This is a genomic window from Mesorhizobium sp. M1273, assembly GCF_040318195.1.
Taxonomy (GTDB): domain Bacteria; phylum Pseudomonadota; class Alphaproteobacteria; order Rhizobiales; family Rhizobiaceae; genus Mesorhizobium.
Genome location: NZ_JAMYLV010000042.1, coordinates 1 through 20,064 on the forward strand (window position 1 = coordinate 1; position 20,064 = coordinate 20,064).

At 58.7% G+C, this 20,064-nt stretch carries 18 protein-coding genes and 2 pseudogenes; 15 read left to right on the plus strand and 5 right to left on the minus strand.

Annotated features, from left to right (window positions below):
- Positions 1-92: 92 nt before the first annotated feature.
- From csgH to NKH30_RS28865, 3 genes are all read left to right on the plus strand, one after another.
- Positions 93-494, plus strand: a complete 402-nt coding sequence (gene csgH, locus NKH30_RS28855; RefSeq protein ID WP_352997657.1) for a curli-like amyloid fiber formation chaperone CsgH — start codon at positions 93-95, stop codon at positions 492-494.
- 173 nt (positions 495-667) lie between these two features.
- Complete coding sequence (locus NKH30_RS28860; RefSeq protein ID WP_352542268.1) at positions 668-1,081, plus strand: curlin; 414 nt, start codon at positions 668-670, stop codon at positions 1,079-1,081.
- A gap of 487 nt (positions 1,082-1,568) precedes the next feature.
- Positions 1,569-4,229 (plus strand): caspase family protein, encoded by a 2,661-nt coding sequence (locus NKH30_RS28865; protein ID WP_352997658.1) that lies wholly within the window; start codon positions 1,569-1,571, stop codon positions 4,227-4,229.
- 241 nt (positions 4,230-4,470) lie between these two features.
- On the opposite strand, the gene NKH30_RS28870 is transcribed toward NKH30_RS28865, so the two are convergent.
- Positions 4,471-5,367 carry a CBASS cGAMP-activated phospholipase gene (locus NKH30_RS28870; RefSeq protein WP_352997659.1) on the minus strand — a complete coding sequence of 299 codons (897 nt, stop codon included), beginning with the start codon at positions 5,365-5,367 and terminating at the stop codon, positions 4,471-4,473.
- Between the two features lie 256 nt (positions 5,368-5,623).
- Between NKH30_RS28870 and NKH30_RS28875 the strand changes: the two genes are divergently transcribed.
- On the plus strand, positions 5,624-5,818 hold the full coding sequence (locus NKH30_RS28875) for a hypothetical protein (RefSeq protein ID WP_352997660.1): 195 nt from the start codon (positions 5,624-5,626) through the stop codon (positions 5,816-5,818).
- A 267-nt stretch (positions 5,819-6,085) separates the two neighbouring features.
- Here the strand turns inward: NKH30_RS28875 and NKH30_RS28880 are convergent, their stop codons facing one another.
- The gene (locus NKH30_RS28880; protein WP_352542265.1) at positions 6,086-6,388 is read right to left on the minus strand and encodes a LytS/YhcK type 5TM receptor domain-containing protein; all 303 of its coding nucleotides are present in this window, start codon (positions 6,386-6,388) and stop codon (positions 6,086-6,088) included.
- Positions 6,389-6,603: 215 nt separating this feature from the next.
- Between NKH30_RS28880 and NKH30_RS28885 the strand changes: the two genes are divergently transcribed.
- Positions 6,604-6,729 carry a hypothetical protein gene (locus NKH30_RS28885; RefSeq protein WP_352997671.1) on the plus strand — a complete coding sequence of 42 codons (126 nt, stop codon included), beginning with the start codon at positions 6,604-6,606 and terminating at the stop codon, positions 6,727-6,729.
- On the opposite strand, the gene NKH30_RS33270 is transcribed toward NKH30_RS28885, so the two are convergent.
- From NKH30_RS33270 to NKH30_RS28895, 3 genes and pseudogenes are all read right to left on the minus strand, one after another.
- The gene (locus tag NKH30_RS33270; RefSeq protein ID WP_502906675.1) at positions 6,713-6,826 is read right to left on the minus strand and encodes a helix-turn-helix domain-containing protein; all 114 of its coding nucleotides are present in this window, start codon (positions 6,824-6,826) and stop codon (positions 6,713-6,715) included. The two genes, NKH30_RS28885 and NKH30_RS33270, sit on opposite strands and share 17 nt — an antisense overlap.
- A pseudogene (locus NKH30_RS28890) lies at positions 6,792-7,276 on the minus strand (recombinase family protein). Before NKH30_RS28890 ends, NKH30_RS33270 begins: the two are co-directional and overlap by 35 nt.
- A gap of 356 nt (positions 7,277-7,632) precedes the next feature.
- Complete coding sequence (locus NKH30_RS28895; protein WP_352816283.1) at positions 7,633-8,148, minus strand: hypothetical protein; 516 nt, start codon at positions 8,146-8,148, stop codon at positions 7,633-7,635.
- 228 nt (positions 8,149-8,376) lie between these two features.
- Between NKH30_RS28895 and NKH30_RS28900 the strand changes: the two genes are divergently transcribed.
- The 10 genes and pseudogenes from NKH30_RS28900 (at position 8,377) to galE (ending at position 19,927) form a co-directional block, all read left to right on the plus strand.
- Positions 8,377-9,519 carry a helix-turn-helix domain-containing protein gene (locus tag NKH30_RS28900; RefSeq protein WP_502904338.1) on the plus strand — a complete coding sequence of 381 codons (1,143 nt, stop codon included), beginning with the start codon at positions 8,377-8,379 and terminating at the stop codon, positions 9,517-9,519.
- A gap of 411 nt (positions 9,520-9,930) precedes the next feature.
- Positions 9,931-11,577 (plus strand): putative bifunctional diguanylate cyclase/phosphodiesterase, encoded by a 1,647-nt coding sequence (locus tag NKH30_RS28905; RefSeq protein ID WP_352997661.1) that lies wholly within the window; start codon positions 9,931-9,933, stop codon positions 11,575-11,577.
- Positions 11,578-11,743: 166 nt separating this feature from the next.
- Positions 11,744-12,265, plus strand: a complete 522-nt coding sequence (locus tag NKH30_RS28910) for a ubiquinone biosynthesis methyltransferase UbiE (RefSeq protein ID WP_502906676.1) — start codon at positions 11,744-11,746, stop codon at positions 12,263-12,265.
- Complete coding sequence (locus NKH30_RS28915) at positions 12,262-13,440, plus strand: methyltransferase domain-containing protein (RefSeq protein WP_352997662.1); 1,179 nt, start codon at positions 12,262-12,264, stop codon at positions 13,438-13,440. The genes NKH30_RS28910 and NKH30_RS28915 overlap by 4 nt, the downstream gene beginning before the upstream one ends.
- Positions 13,437-15,803, plus strand: a complete 2,367-nt coding sequence (locus tag NKH30_RS28920; RefSeq protein WP_352542259.1) for a SpoIIE family protein phosphatase — start codon at positions 13,437-13,439, stop codon at positions 15,801-15,803. The genes NKH30_RS28915 and NKH30_RS28920 overlap by 4 nt, the downstream gene beginning before the upstream one ends.
- Positions 15,804-15,805: 2 nt before the next feature.
- On the plus strand, positions 15,806-16,366 hold the full coding sequence (locus tag NKH30_RS28925; protein WP_352542258.1) for a slr1658 superfamily regulator: 561 nt from the start codon (positions 15,806-15,808) through the stop codon (positions 16,364-16,366).
- Positions 16,367-16,384: 18 nt separating this feature from the next.
- The gene (locus NKH30_RS28930) at positions 16,385-16,723 is read left to right on the plus strand and encodes a slr1659 superfamily regulator (RefSeq protein WP_352542257.1); all 339 of its coding nucleotides are present in this window, start codon (positions 16,385-16,387) and stop codon (positions 16,721-16,723) included.
- Positions 16,724-17,039: 316 nt separating this feature from the next.
- Positions 17,040-17,543: pseudogene (locus NKH30_RS28935) on the plus strand (ATP-dependent DNA ligase).
- A 438-nt stretch (positions 17,544-17,981) separates the two neighbouring features.
- Positions 17,982-18,956: a UDP-glucuronic acid decarboxylase family protein gene (locus NKH30_RS28940; RefSeq protein WP_352816292.1), complete on the plus strand. Its 975-nt coding sequence runs from the start codon at positions 17,982-17,984 to the stop codon at positions 18,954-18,956.
- Complete coding sequence (gene galE, locus NKH30_RS28945) at positions 18,953-19,927, plus strand: UDP-glucose 4-epimerase GalE (RefSeq protein ID WP_352542848.1); 975 nt, start codon at positions 18,953-18,955, stop codon at positions 19,925-19,927. The genes NKH30_RS28940 and galE overlap by 4 nt, the downstream gene beginning before the upstream one ends.
- Positions 19,928-20,064 lie beyond the last annotated feature (137 nt).

Consider the following 20,064-nt stretch of genomic DNA (forward strand, 5'->3'; position numbering starts at 1 on the left):
CACGGGCCCGGCCGGCCCAAAAAACCGGCCACCGGCCGGGGGGCGGGGAAAATTTCCCGGGGCCGCCGCTAGCCAAGCCAAGGAGACGAACCATGCCACACATCGTGAAGCATCCCCGCCGCGTCATGGCGGCGCTCGCCCTGGTTCTGATCCCGGCCGGCGCGCTGGCGGCCATGGCCACCGCCGATCAGTCCCTCGGGCCGGTGCGCTGCGAGATCCGCGCTACGCCGGAAGTCGACATGGTCTCGTTGGAGGCGCTCGCCTATGCCGACAAAAGCGTGAGCGGCACCTACTCCTTCCATGTCGAAAGCACCGGTCGAACCGGCGGCACCAATATCGAGCAGGACGGCGCCTTCAGCGCAGCGCCCGGCAAGCCAGCTACGCTCGGCGCCGTCACCCTTGACGCGAAGGGCGCCGTCTATGATGCTAGGCTCGAGCTCACGGTCGATGGCAAGAGCATCAGCTGTGCCGAGCGGCTCGGCGGCGCGACCTGATCGCATCGCCAGATTTACGAAAAGGGCGTCGGCAATCGGCGCCCTTTTTCTATGTGCGTCAGGCCGGGAGAAAAAATGACTGAACGACAGCTGAACGAAGGATTCCGGGAGGGTTCAGCCACCAAATGAGAAGGTTGGCCATAGGCTGGGCAGCCGGAAAATGGAGACCAAAGATGACCCGCAATATGTTCAAAACTCTTGCCGCCGTTCTCGTTGCCGGCAGCATCGGCCAGGCGGCGTTGTCCGCACCGGCTTACGCGGGCGGCTGGGTTTCGGCGACATTTGCCCCCGGCAACGCCCGCGACGCCCGCGCTCTGGCGACTGGACTGCGCTTCTATTCGTTGTATCGCGGCCTGCATGGTGCCAGCATTCGTCAGTCCGGACAGCGAAACGCAGCTGGCATCGGACAAAACGGTCGCGGCAATCTGGGCATCATCCAGCAGGAGGGCAATGGCCATTCCGCCACGCTGCAGCAGAACGGCAATGAGAACGCCTACGGTATCTTCCAGTTCGGCCGAAACACCGACGCCAATGTCGCGCAGAACGGCAATGGCAGTGGTGGCGCTACTTTCAGCTATGGCTGGTAGCGGCCGACCGATCGAGACTCGGGCCCAGAGAATCGTTGCGCGTCGCCAGCGGCTCGCTTGCCTGGCGGCAGTTTCCAATGTGCTGGCGGTCGCACCAATGGGCGCGCGCGGAGTAGGTGCGATCCGAAGGCCTGCCAGCTGCTTCCCGCTCTTTTCCGTGAACGACCATGTGAGGTCTAGAACGCGAGGGCGGGCATTCATCGCGCTTTAGGTATCCAGTCCCGGAGCGCCGACTGACAACGCCACGTGGCGCGCTCGCGCGGTCTTATGACGCTTGAGCCGAATCCCATGAACCTTCATAGTTCCATTTTGACTGTTTCATGCACGGCGAGATAGAAGTCTCGCTTTCAATTGCTGGATACCGCCGATCTGAACCGCTTTTTTTAGACGAAATTGTGCCGCAAAGCGGCGCGAGATTCTGTTTTGCAACGTCTGCGGAAGATTTCTGTCTCTGCAGCGTTATTGTTTGTACGGATGGCGGATTGTCATGCTGACGCTCCAGAAATTCCTCTGCCTCTTCCTCCTCGTCGTTTTCGTGGCCGCTTCGGCGACGGGGGCTCACGCCCAGGGTGAAAAACGCCTCGCTTTCGTCATCGGCAATGCCGCCTATCCTTCGGGCACGCTCGTGACGCCGGCCAATGATGCCGGCCTGATCGCACAGACCTTGCAGGCGGCGGGGTTCGATGTGGTCGGCGCCCGCGATGTCGACCAGGAATCGCTGCGTGGCGCGCTGCGCGATTTCCTCGGCAAGGTTTCCGCCGCCGGTTCCGATGCGGTCGTCTTCGTCTATCTCGCCGGCCGTGGCGTGCAGTTTGAAGGCGAGAACTATTTCTTGCCAATCGATGCCCAGATCGCCAATCCAACCGACGTCCCGCTTCAGGGAATGCGGCTCTCAGATGTCTCGAAGTCGCTGGCCGGACTGCCGACCAAGGTCAACATCGTCGTGCTAGATGCGGCGCGGCCGAATGCATTCCCGCAGATGAAACAGCCGCTGGCCGGCGGCCTCGCGCTGGTCGATCCCGATCCGAACATGCTTATCGCATTCAATGCCGCTCCGGGAACCGTCGCGCCAGAGGGCAAGGGACCGTACGGCGCCTACGCCCAGGCGCTGGCCGAGATGATGCGCGAAGGCGGTCTGCCGCTTGACGATGTTTTCGATCGCACGCGCCTTCGCGTCAACGGGGTGACCCAGGGCGCGGAAGTTCCGTGGAACGCCTCAAAGATCACGGCGCCCTTCGTCTTCTTCGACCGCGCTCCGGATGCGCCCGCGCCCAAGGTCTCGGAGGCTGAGTCTCGGGCCAACCGGACCAGGGAGATCCGCGACTTCGACGCCCACGACGCCTATGTTGCGGCCCTCGACCACGACACGCTCCGCGGTTACGAGGATTTCGTCGGCGCTTTCCCACACGATCCAATGGCCAAGCGCGTGCGTGCCATCATCGCTGCGCGGCGCGAAGCGATCACTTGGCGCGAAACCTGGCTCCAGGATACGCCGGAAGCCTACTGGTCGTACCTCAATCGCTATCCGCACGGTCCGCACGCCTGGGATGCCCGCCGGCGGCTGGAGCATTTCGATGCAGCGCTGGAGCCGCCGGAGGATTTCACCGTCTACGCCTACGATGTGCCGCCACCGGAGGAGGAGGAAATCATCTATGTCGATCGGCCCGTACTCTATTTCGGCGATCCCGATTTCCATTTCGAGCCGCCGCCGCCTGTCGCAGTGATCTTCCTGCCGCCGCCTCCGCCGGACTTCATTGTGTTGGCGCCACCACGGCCGGCAGTCGATATTTTCGTGTTGCCGGTGCCCGTCTTCGTGCCGGTGCCGGTATGGGTCAACCCGCCGCGCAACATTGTGCCACCGCGCGATAACATCGTCTTCAACAACATCCACAACACCACCATCATCAACAACAGGACGATCAACAACGAGATCAACGGTGAGGCTGGGCAGGCCAATGGTAACGCGCCGGGCGGCCTTACTACCGCCCAAAAGCTAGGCGCTGCCGAGGGTCTAGGAGCGGCCGCGCTAACGGCAAAAGTGGCGCTGCCGCCGCTGCTGCAGAAGAAGGCTGCACTCTCCAACCGGAACCCTGCCGCCCTGGGCAAGCTCGGCCAGGGGGCTGCGCAAGGCAAGCAGCCTGGAGGCGCAAAGCCGCTATCGAAGACGCTCTCAATGGATCATGCTTTGCCGGGAGCGAATGGCAGGGCGCTGCCGCTCGTCAACGGCAAACCGCCGGTGCTCAACGGGCAGAATTTACCCAACAACAGGTCCAAGAAGCTGCTTAGCGAGCGAGGGATCTTGGGTGGCAGCCAGCAGTCTACGGGAAATGCCGGCGCTGGCGTTACCGGACAGGGGAATGGTCAGCAGAACGGAGCCGGCAATGGGCTGGGCAAGAACGGCAAGTTCCGCAAGCTGCCGACCGTCAACGGTGCACCGGCCGGGCAGAGCCTGAGCGCGCAGGAAAAGTTCAAGAAGAACAACCCAGCTGTCCTCTCCGACCAGGGTGGCGGCAAGCCGAAGAAGCTGACCCGCACGGATCTGTCTGCAGGCCAGGCCGTTGTCGGACCGAGTGATCTGGCGCCGGGCAACGGGAACAAGAAGTTTCGCAAGCTGCCGACCGTCAACGGTGCGCCAGCCCGGCTGGGCCAGAGCGCGCAGGAAAAATTCAAGGAGAACAATCCACCTGACTTTTCCGACCAGGGTGGCGGCAAGCCGAAAAAGCTGACGCGCAAGGACCTGTCCGCAGGCCAGGCCGTTGTCGGACCGAGTGATCTGGCGCCGGGCGACGGGAACAGGAAGTTTCGCAAGCCGCAGAACGGCGGTGGAGGTTCCGCCGGCGCGGAAGTCAACGTCCAGCGGAACTTCAAAGTCAACAAGCCGAACGAGGATCCGCAGCGCCAGCTCAAGCTGCAGGAAAAGTCGAACCTGCAGGTTTTCTCCAAGCCGCAGAAGTCTGAGTTTCACGCGCCGCCAAAGCCCCAAATGCAAGAGCGAGGCCTGCCGCAGAAGCCGGAGTTTCATGCCCAGCCGAAGCCGGAATTCCATGTCCAGCCCAAGCCCCAGATGCAAGAGCGACGACTGCCGAAGCAGCCGCCAGGCAAGAAGCCGTCCTGCGGGCATCCGGGCGAGCCGGCCTGCAGCAAATAGGAGCGCGGAAGCAATCGGGGCGCCGCAGTGGATCGGTGGGGCTCTAGATGGACAGGAAATACGGACAAGGTTCTGTTCGCGTCACGCTCACCCGATGAGCGCTGGGTCGCCGGGCACCTGGTGCATTTCTGTATTCTCTTGATGAAAGCCTTCTGATGACAGCCTTCGCCCTGGAAAAGCGATTCAGGCCGAAGTTGGCGCGACTGGCATAAGTTACGGAGCGAATATTCGGCTTCAGTTCCTATGCCGTTACTGCGATCGATCGATGTGACGCCAATAGCTGAAGCGTTTCTGTTGCTGCCGGAGATGCAAGATCCAGTGATTTGATGGCTTCGACCTGGTTTTGCGCAGGTTCTTCGTCAATGCGTAGAAATCGATTTCGAAGGAGGCTGCTCATCTGAGACAGCACCAAATGTTCTTGGGCTGCCATTATTGTTTGGATAAGGCCACGGCGCGCTATCCATGAAAAAGATCCGGGAGCTCGAGATTTATCATGCACTGCGGAACCTTGCCGACGTGACGCGGTGCCGATCGAAAGCTGGTAGACCTCCTCCATCCGCACGTGACAGAAGTTCAAAGCGTCGAGAAGTGCGATGATATCTGGTGCGTTCGCTACGAGACCACCGTCAATGTACTCGCTAGGGCCAATCTTCTTCGTCGGAAAAAAAGTCGGCGCCGCCGCGCTTGCGAGTATGGCATCTTCGATGCTCACTGCGCTGGCCGCTTTCCCCGCAATGCCTTTGGAACGGAAGATACTCGTTTCGCCTGTGGAGTAGTTGATGGCCGTGATGATGAGCGGAGGTTCGTAGTCGCTGAGTAGCGTTTCGGCAACGGGCTTGCCGAGCGTCTTACGAATAGCCTCAAGGATTGGAACCGGACTATAGAGTGCCGCGACCACAAGCCGTTTGACCCCAGTGGCGATACCACGAGCGAAGACCGACGGTCCGTAGTCTTTCATTATTGCCGCCAATGTCGTCGCTGGAACGGATGCTGAAAGGCCGGCAGCAAGAAGCGCGCCGATAGAGGTTCCAGAAATGATGTCGAAGCGGTTATTGCACCGAACGTTGAACTTTGACTCGCATGCGGCGAGAAACTCGGCGCCGAAGAGCCCTCGGTAGCCCCCACCGCTCAGTGCCAAGATCTGAAATCTATTGGGAGCGGACTGCGCCATTTCACTTGCGAACAAAGTCTTCAGGATTTTCTACCGTGAGCCCCGGGAATTCTGCGTGCCCATCCTGATGGTAGTCCACGTAGACAAATGGGAAATCTCCCCTCCCAACCAACGCTGTTGCGATCTCAACCTTTGTCGCGCTAGGCACATCGAATGGCCGACCGTCGGGGTGTCAATATGTGATCCTCATGTCAAGCAAATCCCCCCAGCGTGCGGCGATCCGATGGTCCATCGCAATGATCCGGTCATCGCGCGCGAAATCTTCGAACAGCCTGCTTGCCTGGTCGATGAAGTCTCTGATCACCGGCACGGGATGCACGGCGGCTTCGGCTTTGCCCGTGCCGCCGTGAGCGCTTGTTCAAGTTGCCATCTGATGGTCATGGGCGTCACTGCACTGATGCAGATATCGTCTGCATAGATGCCGCGCGAGTCTGCGGATTCTAACCAAAGTTCAGCGGTGAGGTTACGCCTCTTGATCACGTCAAAGATGCACTGGGAGCTCATCAAATAGCGCGACATGAACGACGACTAAAATACACGTCCGCGTCCGCCAACAGTCTCCTCTTGAGACCGAGGCTCAAGACGCATCTTCACAACGCTTGCATCGAGCGGCTTTAGCTGTGCAAGCAATGCACTCGCGGGCCTTCGCCGTGCAGTTTTGCGTTCTGCTCCATCGCGAACTGAGTCAATCAACGAGAGTATGGTATCCGACGATAGGACAAACGCCGCCTGAGGCAAATTGTCGACGCGCCCAGCCCTTGCAATCACCAGAGAACGCCATCACGACGTTGCGCCCATCAGCAAAATACCCGGGGGCGAATTCGACCGGCGATGCCATGCTGATCAGTCCGGTCGCGCCGAACACGATCCCGAAGACGATGCTCTTTGCCCAGAAGGAACGCTCGAGACGGTCACCCAGAAAGGCGAGGAAAAGCACGGCGAGAATGACTACCGCTGCGCTTTCGATCATGTTGATGACTGACATCATCCCGGTAGTCCGTGACATCTGAGCAAGGTCTGGCAGCACCGTAGGTGCCATTGCGTCAACGATTTATTAAGGACTCGCACTCCCGTTGACGGAACTCCACCCGACAGGTAGGGAAGGAAGATGGTTTCGCCACCGGTAGCTATGGTCCATGCGCCATAGGGACCCACTGCTGTCGCGCCCGCTCGATGTTGCGGCCGGCAATGCGAATGGCCAGAATGAGCAGTTATGAAGCCATAAAGACCGAGACGGCGAAGGTCGACTTCGGTCACTATTTGCCCTTGAAGTTTCCCCAGCGCGAGAGTTTGCAAGCGTTGGAAATGCTCGCTACGCTGGCCGACTGATGCCCAGTCGTCTCATTTCCCGATAAACGGTCGATCGGCCGAGACCCAATTGCCGCGCAGCTTCAGCCGGCGATACCTCGGCCTTGATCAGCTTGATTCAGGTCGAGCGGTTGTCGCCCAGGTCGTTTCCCTTTCGCCCGTGCAGCAGCCACCCCGTCTTTCGTGCATTCCGAGATCAGCCGTCGTTCGAAATGAGCGATGGCGCCGAACACGTGGAAGATCAACTCGCCGGCGCCGAGGACGTATCGATCTTCTCCTCAAGGCTGAGAAGGTCGATCTGTCGCCCCCGCAGCATCTTCACCGTTTCCAGCAGCTCCGCCAGCGAGCGTCCGAGCCGGTCGAGCCGCACGACGGCCAGGGTGTCGCCAGCGCGGGCATAATCTAGTAGCTCGGCCAAGCCCGGCCGGTCCATGCTCCTGCCGGAATTGACGTCGGAGAAGACCTTGATGGCGCCGGCTTGCTCAAGCCGCATGCTCTGGCCGGGCGAGATGCGGGAGCGGCTGTGGAAGCGCTTCCGGGAACATGCCGGGCCACCGCCCAAGGACATGCCAAGAGGTATCACGCCCGCAGCGTTGGGGGTTTATCGCACTGCCCCTTGGGCGGCTAATTTGTGCTTTTCAAAGATCGCTACCTTCTGCGGATAAGTGATCCGCACCTTGGCGTTGCACCCGTTGCATCTGAAGTGCGCGATCGTTCTTAGCGCAGAGCCCTTCCTTACCGCCGGATGCGAGCAATCCGGACAATCGAATGTGAGGGCAACATCAGACAAGTCTTGGGCTAAACCCATTTCCATCCCCTTCACAAGCGCTGTGGCTACACTTTGGCGGGCGTCAATGGCCAATACAGATGCGAATCCGGCTATGCCAAAGTAGGGCTAACAATTCGCCTCCCAACGCCGCCAAGCTAGTGGGCCGTCTCTGAGCCCTTTGAGGGACGAAAAGACCTAACGTCCTCCAGCAGTTCGCGCTCGTTGGTAGTAATGTTTCGGAAGACTGCGACAATTGCCACCGCTAAGGCCTCGGCGTCCCGGCTTAAAGGGTCGATGAGATCATCTGCGCAAACCTGATCAAACACGCTTTCACAAATGGCCAGATCAATATGGCTGAGGCAGGTGCGAGCGAAACGCGGACGCAGCATCTGTGCGAACCTTTCAGGGCCCGCTGCCCGTGGTTGCGGCGGGCCTCTTTTTGCTGATGAACCGCTGGGGCGTTTGTTGAAATGAGGTGACTCGCTGACTGGTACTTTCAATAATCCTAAAATCAGCGCGCACTCGCGAGCTCTAGACGTCCAGCTTTGTTCTGGGACATGAAATCCTTGCCGGAATTCCGCCGCCTCTTTCGGAGTTCGCATGCAACCAAATTTACTGTATTGATCAAGAATTGTCCTGCGACGAGCTTCGCTGTCGAGCTTTGCGGTCATTTCGGTGGACTCCTCAACTAATTTCACGACGACCGATTCTATACGTACCAAGTTGAAGAGTGTCGTTAGCTTCCCATCCAGAAACTTATCTCGGAATGCATTTCTTCCGTAAACCAGCTTGATCGCCGTTTCAGTCGACTCGAGTTCACCAGCCTTGCCAGATCCTGAAGTACATCACATGATTGAGAGGGGCATGGGGCATAGCCGATTCGGATATGGCACCACGCGATGGACACTAAGAGGAGAGACGAGGCCCCTGCGAGGCAGCCGCGGGACCTCGATCGGCGTCGTTGGCCACGCGAAGGTCAGTCCCACAATGAGGACGCTTCGTCGCTCGCGTCGGTGTCTGAACCTCTGTCCTTTTCAACGCTCGAACTAGCGCCAAAGGATCAATTAGCCGCTTGGCAGGCGCATATGGCGCCGCTGATAGAGGTCAGGTTGCCGGATGACAAATCGCTGAACGATGGCTTTCCCGCGGACCACACGGCTTGGAATCTCGGTGGCATGCTGATCGTTCAACAGCGCGCACCGGCACATAGTTATATGCGTTCTGCCGCGAAGCTTCGGTCCAGCTCGATCGATCACTGGTATATCGCCTTTCCACGTACTGGCCGGTCGTGGACGGAGGTCGATCGCCGCGTAGCGGAGAACCAGCCGGGCAAATTGGAGATCAGATCGCTTGGCTACCCGTTTCGCGGGAGGACAACGGACTCCGAAAGTCTCTTTCTCTATTTGCCGCGCGATTTGTTCGCCGATGCGGCGGCAACCCTGGACGCCAAGAACAATTCAATTCTGTCCGGCAACTTTGCCAACCTCTTGCTCGACTACGTCAATGGCATAGAAGCAAGACTGCGCAGCCTCACGGCTGACGATCTGCCCCGCATCGTGCACGCAACACGCAGCATGATTATTGCCTGCCTCGGGCCTCCGGCGGAACAGGCTGCGGCCGTCGAACAATTGACGGGTGTCGCGCTAATGGAGCGAGCGCGTCGATACGTCCACCACAATCTGGATGCGGCTCATTTGACACCGGATTCGATGTGCCGGGCGCTCGGCGTCTCGCGCTCTCGTCTCTATCAGTTGTTCGAACCAAGCGGTGGTGTTCTCCATTACATACAAAGTCGCCGCCTTCTGGCAGCCCATGTTGCGCTAAGCGATCCGGCGGACAGCCGGCGCATTGTTGAAATTGCTGAAGCCTTCGGGTTTAGTTCAGCGGCTAATTTCAGCCGGGCATTCAGCAAGGAATTCGGTTACAGCCCCCGCGAAGGCCGCAGCACTGTGGTGTTGCCGCGCCCCGCCAACTCTGTTTCGCTTGCCGGACAGGAGAAAGCCTCTTCCTTTGAAGGTTGGCTCAAAGCGCTCGGAAGCTGAGTACAGGATCGGCGATGCTGATGGGGCGGGCCCAAAACAGGCTTGCCGGGGCGGGGAAGACCACGCCGCACAATATCTTCGTGTCGCGTCCACCGCGCCATCAATCACATAGCTGATTCCCGCCAATTCGCGATTTATTAACGAACTGTGACTGTTCGACGTTACCCGATAATTTGTCGCCAGTCACGACGGAGCATACATTGCAACTGCGCTGCATGCGGCACTTGTTAAGACTGCGAGTGGAAAGTTTGCTAAGGTTGACAGTTATGCTATTCCTAGATTGGGGGCGCGAATTTGCACCGCCTATGGAGGTGGCTCTTGCGCCCACAGGCATCAGGCGTCGGCACGGAGAGTGAGGGGCCTTCCTCGAGCGATGCTCCACGTGCCGGCGATGGGATACTCGCTGACCTTTTGGCGAACACGACCGAACTTTTGTCAATCTATGACCGCGACTTCCGCCTGACGCACTACGCAACCAGGCTCAAGGGCGTGTACGGAGGCGCGGTGGCGCTGGGCGCCGCCGTATGGGAGATCTACCCGAGCTTTCTCAATGCGAGGTATCGCGACGATTTCCTTCGTGTGTTCCAGGGCGGCTCTCCGGCAAGCATCGACTTGCCGTCATCATCAGGCGAAGCGCCCCGGTCCGTTTTCGTCTTCCCCACTGCAAATGGTGTGGGAATCATCGAATCAAGGGAACGCGGCGGGCGGAGCGCGGCGGAAGAGCAGGAGCATGTAGTTCTGCTCCATCAGGCAACGCACGACGTGCTGACCGGACTGCAGAATCGGCGGCGATTCGGTGAACGGCTGCAGCAAGCACTGGCGGCCATCGGCGGACCAAAGCCGAAAGCCGCCCTGCTGCAAATCGACCTCGACGATTTTAAAGCGGTCAACGACACGCTCGGTCATGGAGCAGGCGATACGCTTCTTCAACTCGCGGCAGGTCGAATCCGCGATGCGCTGCAGGACGGCGAATCTGCGTATCGGTATGCCGGCGATGAGTTCGCTGTCATCCAATTGGGAAAGGATCAGCCCGCGGAAGCCGAGCGCCTCGCTGGATCGCTTGTCGATGCGTTCAAGGAACCGTTTGTCATCAACGGCATTCCCGTCTTCGTCGGCTCGAGTATCGGAATTGCTTTCGGGCCGGAGCACGGGACCGACGGCGAGCAGTTGATGAAAGCCGCCGACATTGCTCTTTACGCAGCCAAGACGGATGGACGCGGTTGCGCTCGAACGTTCAACCGTTCGATGCTGCTCTTGCTCGAGCAACGCGAGAATCTGAGGCGCAGCCTTCGAACCGCGCTGGAGCGCGGCGAGCTTTATCTTGAGTATCAGCCGCTCATTCGACCTCCCGCGTCGGTGATCGGATTCGAAGCGTTACTGCGGTGGCGGCACCCCGAGGTCGGAATCATTCCACCCAGCGTGTTCATACCGATCGCCGAGGCGGACGGTCTGATGGACGAGATTGGACGATGGGTGCTCGAGGAAGCCTGTCGCCAGGCATTGACGTGGCCTTCCTCGCTGACGGTCGCAGTGAACGTGTCGCCGGCTCAGTTCCTTAGCGGTTCGCTAACGGATACGGTTGCTCAAATCATCGACTCAGTTGGAATCCGGGCTGACCGACTTGAACTCGAGATAACCGAGCAGGTTCTTCTTGAGAAGACGATCGATAATATCGACACCTTAAATACTCTGAACGTCTTGGGAATACGAATTTCGCTCGACGATTTTGGGACATACTATTCATCATTAAGTTACCTTAAGAATTTCCCCTTCGATACTTTGAAGATCGATCAGTACTTTATTGCGGACTTGGAGACCGATCTCAAAAGCCAAACGATCGTGCGATCGATCATGAATCTGGCGCACGGCCTGGGAATAAATGTCACTGCCGAGGGGGTGGAGACGTCGGCACAGGCACGGTGGCTGATCAAGGAGAATTGCGATTGCCTGCAAGGCAACTTCCTGGGAAAGCCGCTTGGACCCGAGGCCATCAGCGATTTCATCAAGCGGTCCCCGCTGAGGGTGGTACGAGCGAGGGAGGCAAATCGAGCGCTCTAGCGCCTTGCACCTTTGTTAACGGTGAAGTCGAGATTTGTAGAACGATCGAGGCAGATACCGTGCATAGCTTCGAGTGGGTGCGAGACTGACTCATCAAGGGCGCGGTGAAATTTTTCTTCGCGGAGGCCCGCGAGGCCTCAATACTGATGGAACAAGTGAGATGCCGATGGGACCCGTTCATCATGATCTGACTGGCGAGCCGACTTTTGAGCCGATGATCCAGATCGACTTGGAGATCAAAGCTTTTGTCTCCGCTTGGAAACATTGCGATTATGTCTCGACATACATGGCCCGGATGATCAGTCAAAACAGGTCAGACTCGGTCCATCATGCAAATCTCTTTTCCTCTGCCTTCAACGAATTGCTGGAAGTCGCCTTTCGTACGCGCCATGCCGAAGGCGAACTGGCATGCAGGGTGTCTCGCCATGGCGCGACGGATAGGATCGAGTTGACAATTCCTTGTGTGCCGGAGGAGCGCCAATTCTACGAAGAAGCCGTATCGCAAGTTGCTGGAATAGAGGCCAGAGAACGATACCTCAATTCCTTGTCTGGGGATCTCGCGCCTAGCCGCGAGGTCGTACTCCTGGAACTGGCTGTCGACTACAACGCGACACTCTGGACCGAGGAGGCCGACGGCGATGCAATCAAGCTTGTCGTGGATCTTCCGCTCGAGGGCTTTCAAAATTGAACCCTTACGACCTTCTCCCGCGCTTCAAGGCGCAATACGACGCGAACAACCAGGAGTTCTCCATATCGGGAGTGGTCCGGCCTCAGGCGATCGATGAGCTTGGGCCCGCGATAGCATTGCTTCGCGATGCGATTGGCCGTGTGCGCGGCGTTCTCTACGTCAATGTCAGGCGCCTGACGCAGATGAACAACGCTGCGTTTCACACCTTATCGAGGATCATCATCGACGCTTGTCGCGCTCGACCCGATCTCAAATTCGTGGTCATCACATCAAGCGTCGTCGGATGGACCTCGCGAAAATTCGGTCGCCTGAGCGGAATAGAACCGAACATAACGGTCAAGGAGTATGACACCGAATTCTATCCGGGGCAGGGCTTCCTTGAGGAAGGAGGGTTCGTACCGATCCTGCGCACTCAGACAAAGATGACTTGGCGCCACGAGCGCGCAATCTTGCCGCGACACGGCATGCGGCCCGGCATCGTCATGGCCGACATCTGTTGCGGGATCGGTGATTTCGCCGTGCTCGCGCAGAAGGAGTTCCAGCCATCGCGGATCGTCGCCCTCGACCACTCCATGTCAAGCCTGAACTATGCTCGACAAGTGATGCGGGAGTTCGATATCCGGGGCATCGAGTACACCTATGGCGATGCGTCGGAGATGCTGCTCGACGAAGCGCAGTTCGACTTGGTCACTTGCCGACATTCGCTTCAAATCTTCAATCGACCTGAACTCATCCTCAAGGAGCTCTACCGCATATGCAAGCCAGGCGGTCGGGTCTATATCACCAACGAGAAGAATTCGCATTGCCTCGGCGAGCCGCGCGCCGAAAGCATTCGCTGGACCTACGACGAGGTGGCGAAGCTGTTCGGGCATTTCGAGATGGACGTCGAGTTTGGGCCCAAGAGTCGGCGATACCTGGTGGAAGCCGGATTCGAAGACATCCTTGTGGAGACCTTCATGGTCACTAACCTGGACGGCGATCCGCAGGACTTCGTCGACGTCATTGCGGCCTGGGCGGATGTCTATGCCGGGGAGATGGCGAGCAGACGCGGTGACGGACCGGAGTTCGTCGCACGGTTCCGGCAGGGCTTCCAGGATCACATTTTCGCTGCACTACACCCCAAGGGTTATGCGGGTTGGCCGATCTGGGTCGCATCGGGGCGACGGCCACAATGAAAGCCGATAACGAGCCTACACCGCGCTTCGGCCTGCGCTCCTTTCGAGCGAAATTCGTATTGGTCGTTGGCGGCGCCGTACTGTTCGACCTCCTGCTGAGCGGTGGTCTGGCGCTTTGGAACGTTCAAAAGCTGTCGCGCGACGCCACCTCGGAAGTCGGTGAGGGCCTGACGAACGCAAACCAGGAATACATTCGTTCCTATGCCGAGTCGACAGCGTTGAGCGTTGACCTGCTGCTCGATCGGGTTCACGGGGACGTCAAGGCGCTCGCTGGCGTGCTGCAGGCCCAGATCGACGATCCGAGGAGGCAGCAACAGGTCGGCGCCACGCTTTCGCATGAGGCGCCCGGCTCCGTGAAGGTTGTCTACAACGCGCAGGGCGATTGGGCGCAGAATCTGCCGGGCGCGCCTTCCGTGGTAAGCGTCTGGGGCTACCTGCTGGGCGCCGACCACAGTCCGCTGCCCAGCGTTCGGCAGGAAATAGAAGACAGTACTCTGATCGATCTCGTCGCGCCGACTCTCATGGCCAGCGGGTCGTCCAAACTGCAGATGTACTATATTGGTCCAAAGGAACGGCCGATCTTCCGGACGGTACCGTATACGGATCAGGCACAGACCTTCGACCGACTCTATCCAGGTCACAACAAGGCGGAATTCTGGGAGTTCTTCTTTCCGGGAATCTATGGTTCATGGCAGCAATGGGCCAGGGATCCCGCCTCACGTCCGGTCCCTGACGATATTACCCAGACGGCGCCTTACACCGATGCAATCACGGGAAAGTTGATCGTCAGCTTTTTCCACCCGCTTTGGACGCGCGATCGCACCGGTATCGCCGGTACGACGGGAGCAGATATCACTCTCGATCAGCTCGCGAAAGTCGTCGAAAGGGTGAAGATCGCTGAAACCGGATTCGGCTTCCTCACGATGTCGACTGGCAACGTGGTGGCGATCAATCCGTCGGGCCAGGCGATCATCGGCCTGACTTCATCGAGCGATGCGGGCACGCAGGGCGTCACCGGCTTGGAAAGGTCTCTGCGGGGAAGTACGCAGCCGGCTATCGCGTCACTACCTCTAGACAAGAACAATGACGGTGTCATTCAGCATATCATGCTCGACAATAAGGGCGAACACGTTCCCTATATTGTTGTCCTCAAGAGATTGAAGCCGACCAACTTGTGGAGTTCGGGACCGATCAAGTCCGAAACGATGTCGGTCGGGATCGTCGTTCCCGAACGGGAGATCTATGCATCCCTGTTCGCCGCGCAGGAGAGTATTTCTCGCGCAACCAATCGTATCCTGCTGTTTCAGATCGCGGCGATCGCCGTTTCGCTTCTGATTGTTTTTGCGGCCGTGCTCGGAATTTCGAAACGGATCACCGCGGGCCTCAGGGCACTTGCCAGCGCCGCCCAGCGGCTCCAGTCCAAAGATTATTCAGTCCGCGTGAACATTCCGACGCGCGACGAGGTTGGAGCGGCAGGAATCGCTTTCAACCGGATGGCCGAGCAGATCAGCTTTCACACGGAAAACCTCGAGCAACTCGTCGACGAACGAACCAGGGAACTCGGGGACGCCAATCAGGAGATTTCCGCACTCAACGAAAAGCTGCAGGACGAGAACGTCCGCCTTGGCGCCGAACTCGCGGTCGCCAGGCAGATACAGATGATGGTCCTGCCGAAACAATTCGAACTCGAAGCGATTCCGGGGCTGGAGATCGCGGCCTATATGCGGCCGGCCGACGAGGTCGGCGGTGACTATTATGACGTCCTGCAGAACGGGTCACGGGTCAAGATCGGCATCGGCGACGTGACCGGTCATGGTCTCGAGAGCGGCGTGCTGATGCTGATGGTCCAATCTGTTGCACGCGCGCTGCAGGAGACCAGCGAGGCGGATCCGCACCAGTTTCTGGATCGGCTGAACAGAGCGATCTACAAGAACATCGAGCGGACGAACACCGGAAAGCATCTCTCGCTGGCCTTCCTTGACTTCGAGGATGAGCGGGTAACGCTATCCGGCCAGCATGAGGACGTTCTCGTCGTGCGTGCGGACGGGGACGTCGAACGCATCGATACGATGGATCTGGGTCTGCCGGTTGGCCTGGAGAATGACATCTCGAAGTTCATTGCCACGCGCGACATCCTGTTCGGCAGTGGCGACGTGATCGTGCTGCACACCGACGGTGTGACCGAGGCGGAAGACCAAGACAGAAGGCTGTTCGGGTTCGAGCGCCTCTGCCAGAGCGCACGAAGACGTCAAGGCGGGAGCGCCGAGGAAATCAAAACCGGGATCATCGAGGATCTCATGGCCCATATCGGGATCCAGAAGATCCACGACGACATCACCCTCGTGATCATAAGGCACACATAGCCATGACAACGCTGTTCGGGACCCCTGACGTTGCAATCGGGATGAAGGAGAGCGTCAGTCGCGTGCGGCTGTTCGACGGACCTCTCGACTTGAGTTGGCGTCATTGTGCCACGACCTCGGACTTCATCGCCGATCTTTTCGCATTGCGCTTCCGGTCGTCCCGCAATGACTACATGGAAGTGCGGCACAGCATTGGATATCTGGTCAACGAACTCATCGAAAATGCCGTCAAGTTTCGCGCACCGGGTGAGATCTTGATCGAGGCGTCGATGGATTCGGAGTGCTTCAAGCTGAAAGTGTCGAATGACGTCGATGGTGAAGATGCGTCTGAGTTCCAAAGTCTCCTGGCGGACATCACGGTTGGCGACCCCATGGACCTGCTGATACAGCGAATTGAAGCCAATGCCGCCAACCCCGACGTAGGAGGCTCCGGACTTGGATTGCTGACGTTGATGAGTGACTACGGCGCACGCCTGGCTTGGATATTCAGCGCCGCCGACGAAAGCGATCGGATCTGCGTGGAGACATATGCCTCCATTCCGATCTCGCAAATTCACAACTAGAAGAAACGAAGCCAGGCTATGGAAATCAAGACAGACGACTATCGTGTGTGGACTGAAGGAAGCGAAATTTTCTTCGACGGTGCAATGCGGCTTGCCAGTTCCGAGGCCGGTGCGCCTATCACGGCTTTGGCGACCAGTGTTCTTGCCTCGAAACCCGCTTCCATTACGCTCAATCTGAAGGACCTTCACTTTCTCAACTCTTCCGGCATCAACCTGCTGGCGAAATTTACCATCGAGGTGCGCAAGCATCCCGATGTTCGACTCGTCGTGCGTGGAACGCCCGACATACCCTGGCAGTCGAAATCATTGCCGAATCTGAAGAAGCTGCATCCCGCTGTGGTGCTTTTGATGGACTGACCAGGTCCCGAAATTTGCCAAGGGACTGCGTGGGCTTGCGGCAACCCGAGATAGTATAGGTCAGCCGGGACGATGCGGGAGCTCCGCACCGATAGTGAGAAGGTGCAGGAGCGCGGCGCCTACAGCGAATATGTACACCAGGATAAGTATTTGGATGCCAAGCTAACGACAATCCGGCCTCGTGCGCAGATGCTCGCAATGGCTCGGCGGGGGCTCGGCACAGGCGGCAGGCGTCCAAGTTGGGGGGATGTCGGGCTGTCTGTGCCGATCAGCCGCCGCGCGATCAAAGGTGGCGTCATTGAGTAAGCGTGCCAAGGTGAACGGCGGCCAGCTGGAGTTCATTCCGCCGCAGATCCCGACTCGGGTCACGGAGCCGCCCGAAGATGAGGGATGGCTTCAGGAGGTCAACCTTGACGGCTACCGAACGCAGATCATCATCGATAAAGGCGGCGTGCGTCTATACAGCAAGAACGGCCGTGACTGGGCCACGAAATACTGGCCCATCGCGCTGGCGGCCGAACTGCCATGCCGGGCTGCCATTATCGACGGCGAGGTCATTGTTCCAGGCGAGCAGGGCGCTCCCCATTGACCTGCGCAGGAAGCTGCGATCTGGCTCGAACCGAGCCGGCTGGTGTTCGTCGCGTTCGATATCCTCCATCTCGACGGTCGCAATCTAACCTCCTTGCCCCTGCTGCAGCGCAAGCAGGCGCTGTGGCAGCTCGTTGAGCACGGCCCCGGCAAGATCCAGTACAGCGAGCATTTCGAGAGCAGTGCGCTAGCGATCTTTCGGGCCATCGAGAAGGTGGGCTCGAGAGCGTAGGCGGTCAAGTCGGCCGACCGACATGCTGCGCGTTCCAGTCACCACCGCCCTGAGGCTCAAAATTGGGCCGTGTATGGACGGCTCTCCGTTGGCAAGGGTTCTATTTGAGCGCTCTGCAGTTGCTGGCTGGTGCGCCATGTGTCCGACCTGTAGGTGCGGCTCTTAATATGCCACAGGCAGGCTGATGATCGCGCCCGGCGGGCAGACCGCACACGATCCCAAGGGCAACAACGATGGGAAAGCGGCTCGGAATTTCAAACTGACCCACGACCGCTAATCTGAATCGAACCCAGCCTTCTTCCGCCGCGAACATCGGGAACGGGTCGCGTTTCGACAAAAATGTCTTGTTGGTAACGCAAATTGAAAGCAGACCCCGGTAGATCGGGCTACGGTGAAGCGAGATTGTGAGCTTGGCTAATTTGTCTTGGAGACCCGAAAATGCCACAGGCAAAGCGGATCCTGGTGACTGGAGGCGCGGGCTTTTTGGGATCGTTCTTGTGCGAGCGACTGCTTGGTGAAGGTCACGAAGTTGCCTGTGTCGATAATTTCTTCACCGGAAGCCGAAGAAACGTCTCCAATTTGCTCGACAATCATTCCTTCGAAATCATTCGCCATGACGTGACGTTTCCACTCTACGTTGAAGTTGATGAGATCTACAATCTTGCCTGCCCTGCGAGCCCCGTTCACTACCAGTTCGATCCGGTTCAGACGACCAAGACCAGCGTCCACGGGGCGATCAACATGCTAGGGCTCGCCAAACGGGTTCGCGCGAAGATCCTTCAGGCGTCGACGTCCGAAGTTTACGGCGACCCTGACGTTCACCCGCAGACCGAGGATTATTGGGGCAGGGTAAACCCAATAGGACCCCGTTCTTGTTACGACGAGGGCAAACGATGTGCTGAAACCCTCTTTTTCGACTATCGGCGACAGCACGGTCTGCGGATCAAGATAGCGCGCATCTTCAACACATATGGCCCTAGGATGCGTCCGGACGACGGCCGCGTCATTTCCAACTTCATCGTCCAAGCCCTGCTGAACGAACCGATCACGGTGTACGGCACTGGCCAGCAGACACGTTCATTTTGCTATGTCGACGACCTCATCGACGGTCTGGTTCGCATGATGCAGACGGCTGACGATCTTACTGGTCCGATCAATCTCGGCAATCCGGTCGAATTCACGATGCTAGAACTCGCCAATCTGGTGATCGAACTTACTGGAAGCCGGTCGTCGATCAGTTTTTTGACTTTGCCCGTTGACGACCCTAGACAGCGACAGCCCGATATCGGGAGCGCCTTGCGCGAACTCAATTGGGAGCCAAGAACCGCATTGCGGGACGGCCTTGTCAAGACCATTGCCTATTTTGAAGGCCTGGTTTCGTCGGGCTATGTACGGCCGGCCGCTGCCGAATGAAGACCGTCTTGGTCACCGGCGGGGCCGGCTATATCGGATCACACTGTTGCAAGGCATTCGCCGAATCGGGTTGGTCGGTGATCACGTATGATAATCTCTCGCGCGGTTGGCGCGACGCGGTTAAATGGGGACCGATTGTCGAAGGCGACATTTCCGACGCCGAGGCCGTGTCGGCGGCTCTACGACAATATCGGCCTGATGTGGTGGCGCATTTCGCCGCCTACGCCTATGTGGGCGAGTCAGTCGAAAATCCCGGACTCTACTACCGAAACAACAGTTTCGGGTCGCTGGTGTTACTCGAGGAGATGTTGAAGGTCGGCGTGGGCAAGCTGATCTTTTCCAGCACATGCGCATCGTATGGAGTTCCGGTTCGCTCTCCGATTGACGAAACGCATCCGCAGTCGCCCATCAATCCCTATGGATGGTCGAAATTTATCATAGAACGGATGGTGGATAATCTCTCCTATGCCCATGGCCTCGACGCGGTCGTGCTCCGGTATTTCAACGCGGCCGGATGCGATCCCGACGGCGAGGTCGGCGAGCGGCATGAACCGGAAACACACGTCATACCCCTCGCTATTGAGGCGGCTGTCAGGCGGGACCGGATTTTTACCATCAATGGCATCGACTTCGATACCCGCGATGGAACCGCGGTGCGGGACTATGTCCATGTCACCGATCTCGCACGTGCTCACGTCCTGGCAGGGGAGAAGCTGCTCCGCGACAAGGGTGTCCACGTCTACAATCTTGGGACTGGAGCTGGAACGACGGTGAAGGAGCTGGTGGATGCGGTCAGCCGGGCATCGGGATCGCGCCTTCCTGCGGTTTACGGTCCGCGCAGGGCAGGTGACCCGCCAGCGCTTGTGGCCGCGGCCGACAAGGCGCAGCGGGAACTTGGCTGGGTGCCTGAGCAATCCGGAATAGACAGGATCGTCGAGACGGCGCTGGCCTGGTACCGTAGCCGATTATGACAGGTCCGCCACGCTGCCGTGGCCGAGAGAGCAGCAAAGACCGGCCGACCAGCTCTCGATTCACTGTCGGCGCCGGACGGAGTCGATGGAGAGGCTCCGGGTTTGGACGCGCGTCAGCGTTGAGGGCAACTGAAGAA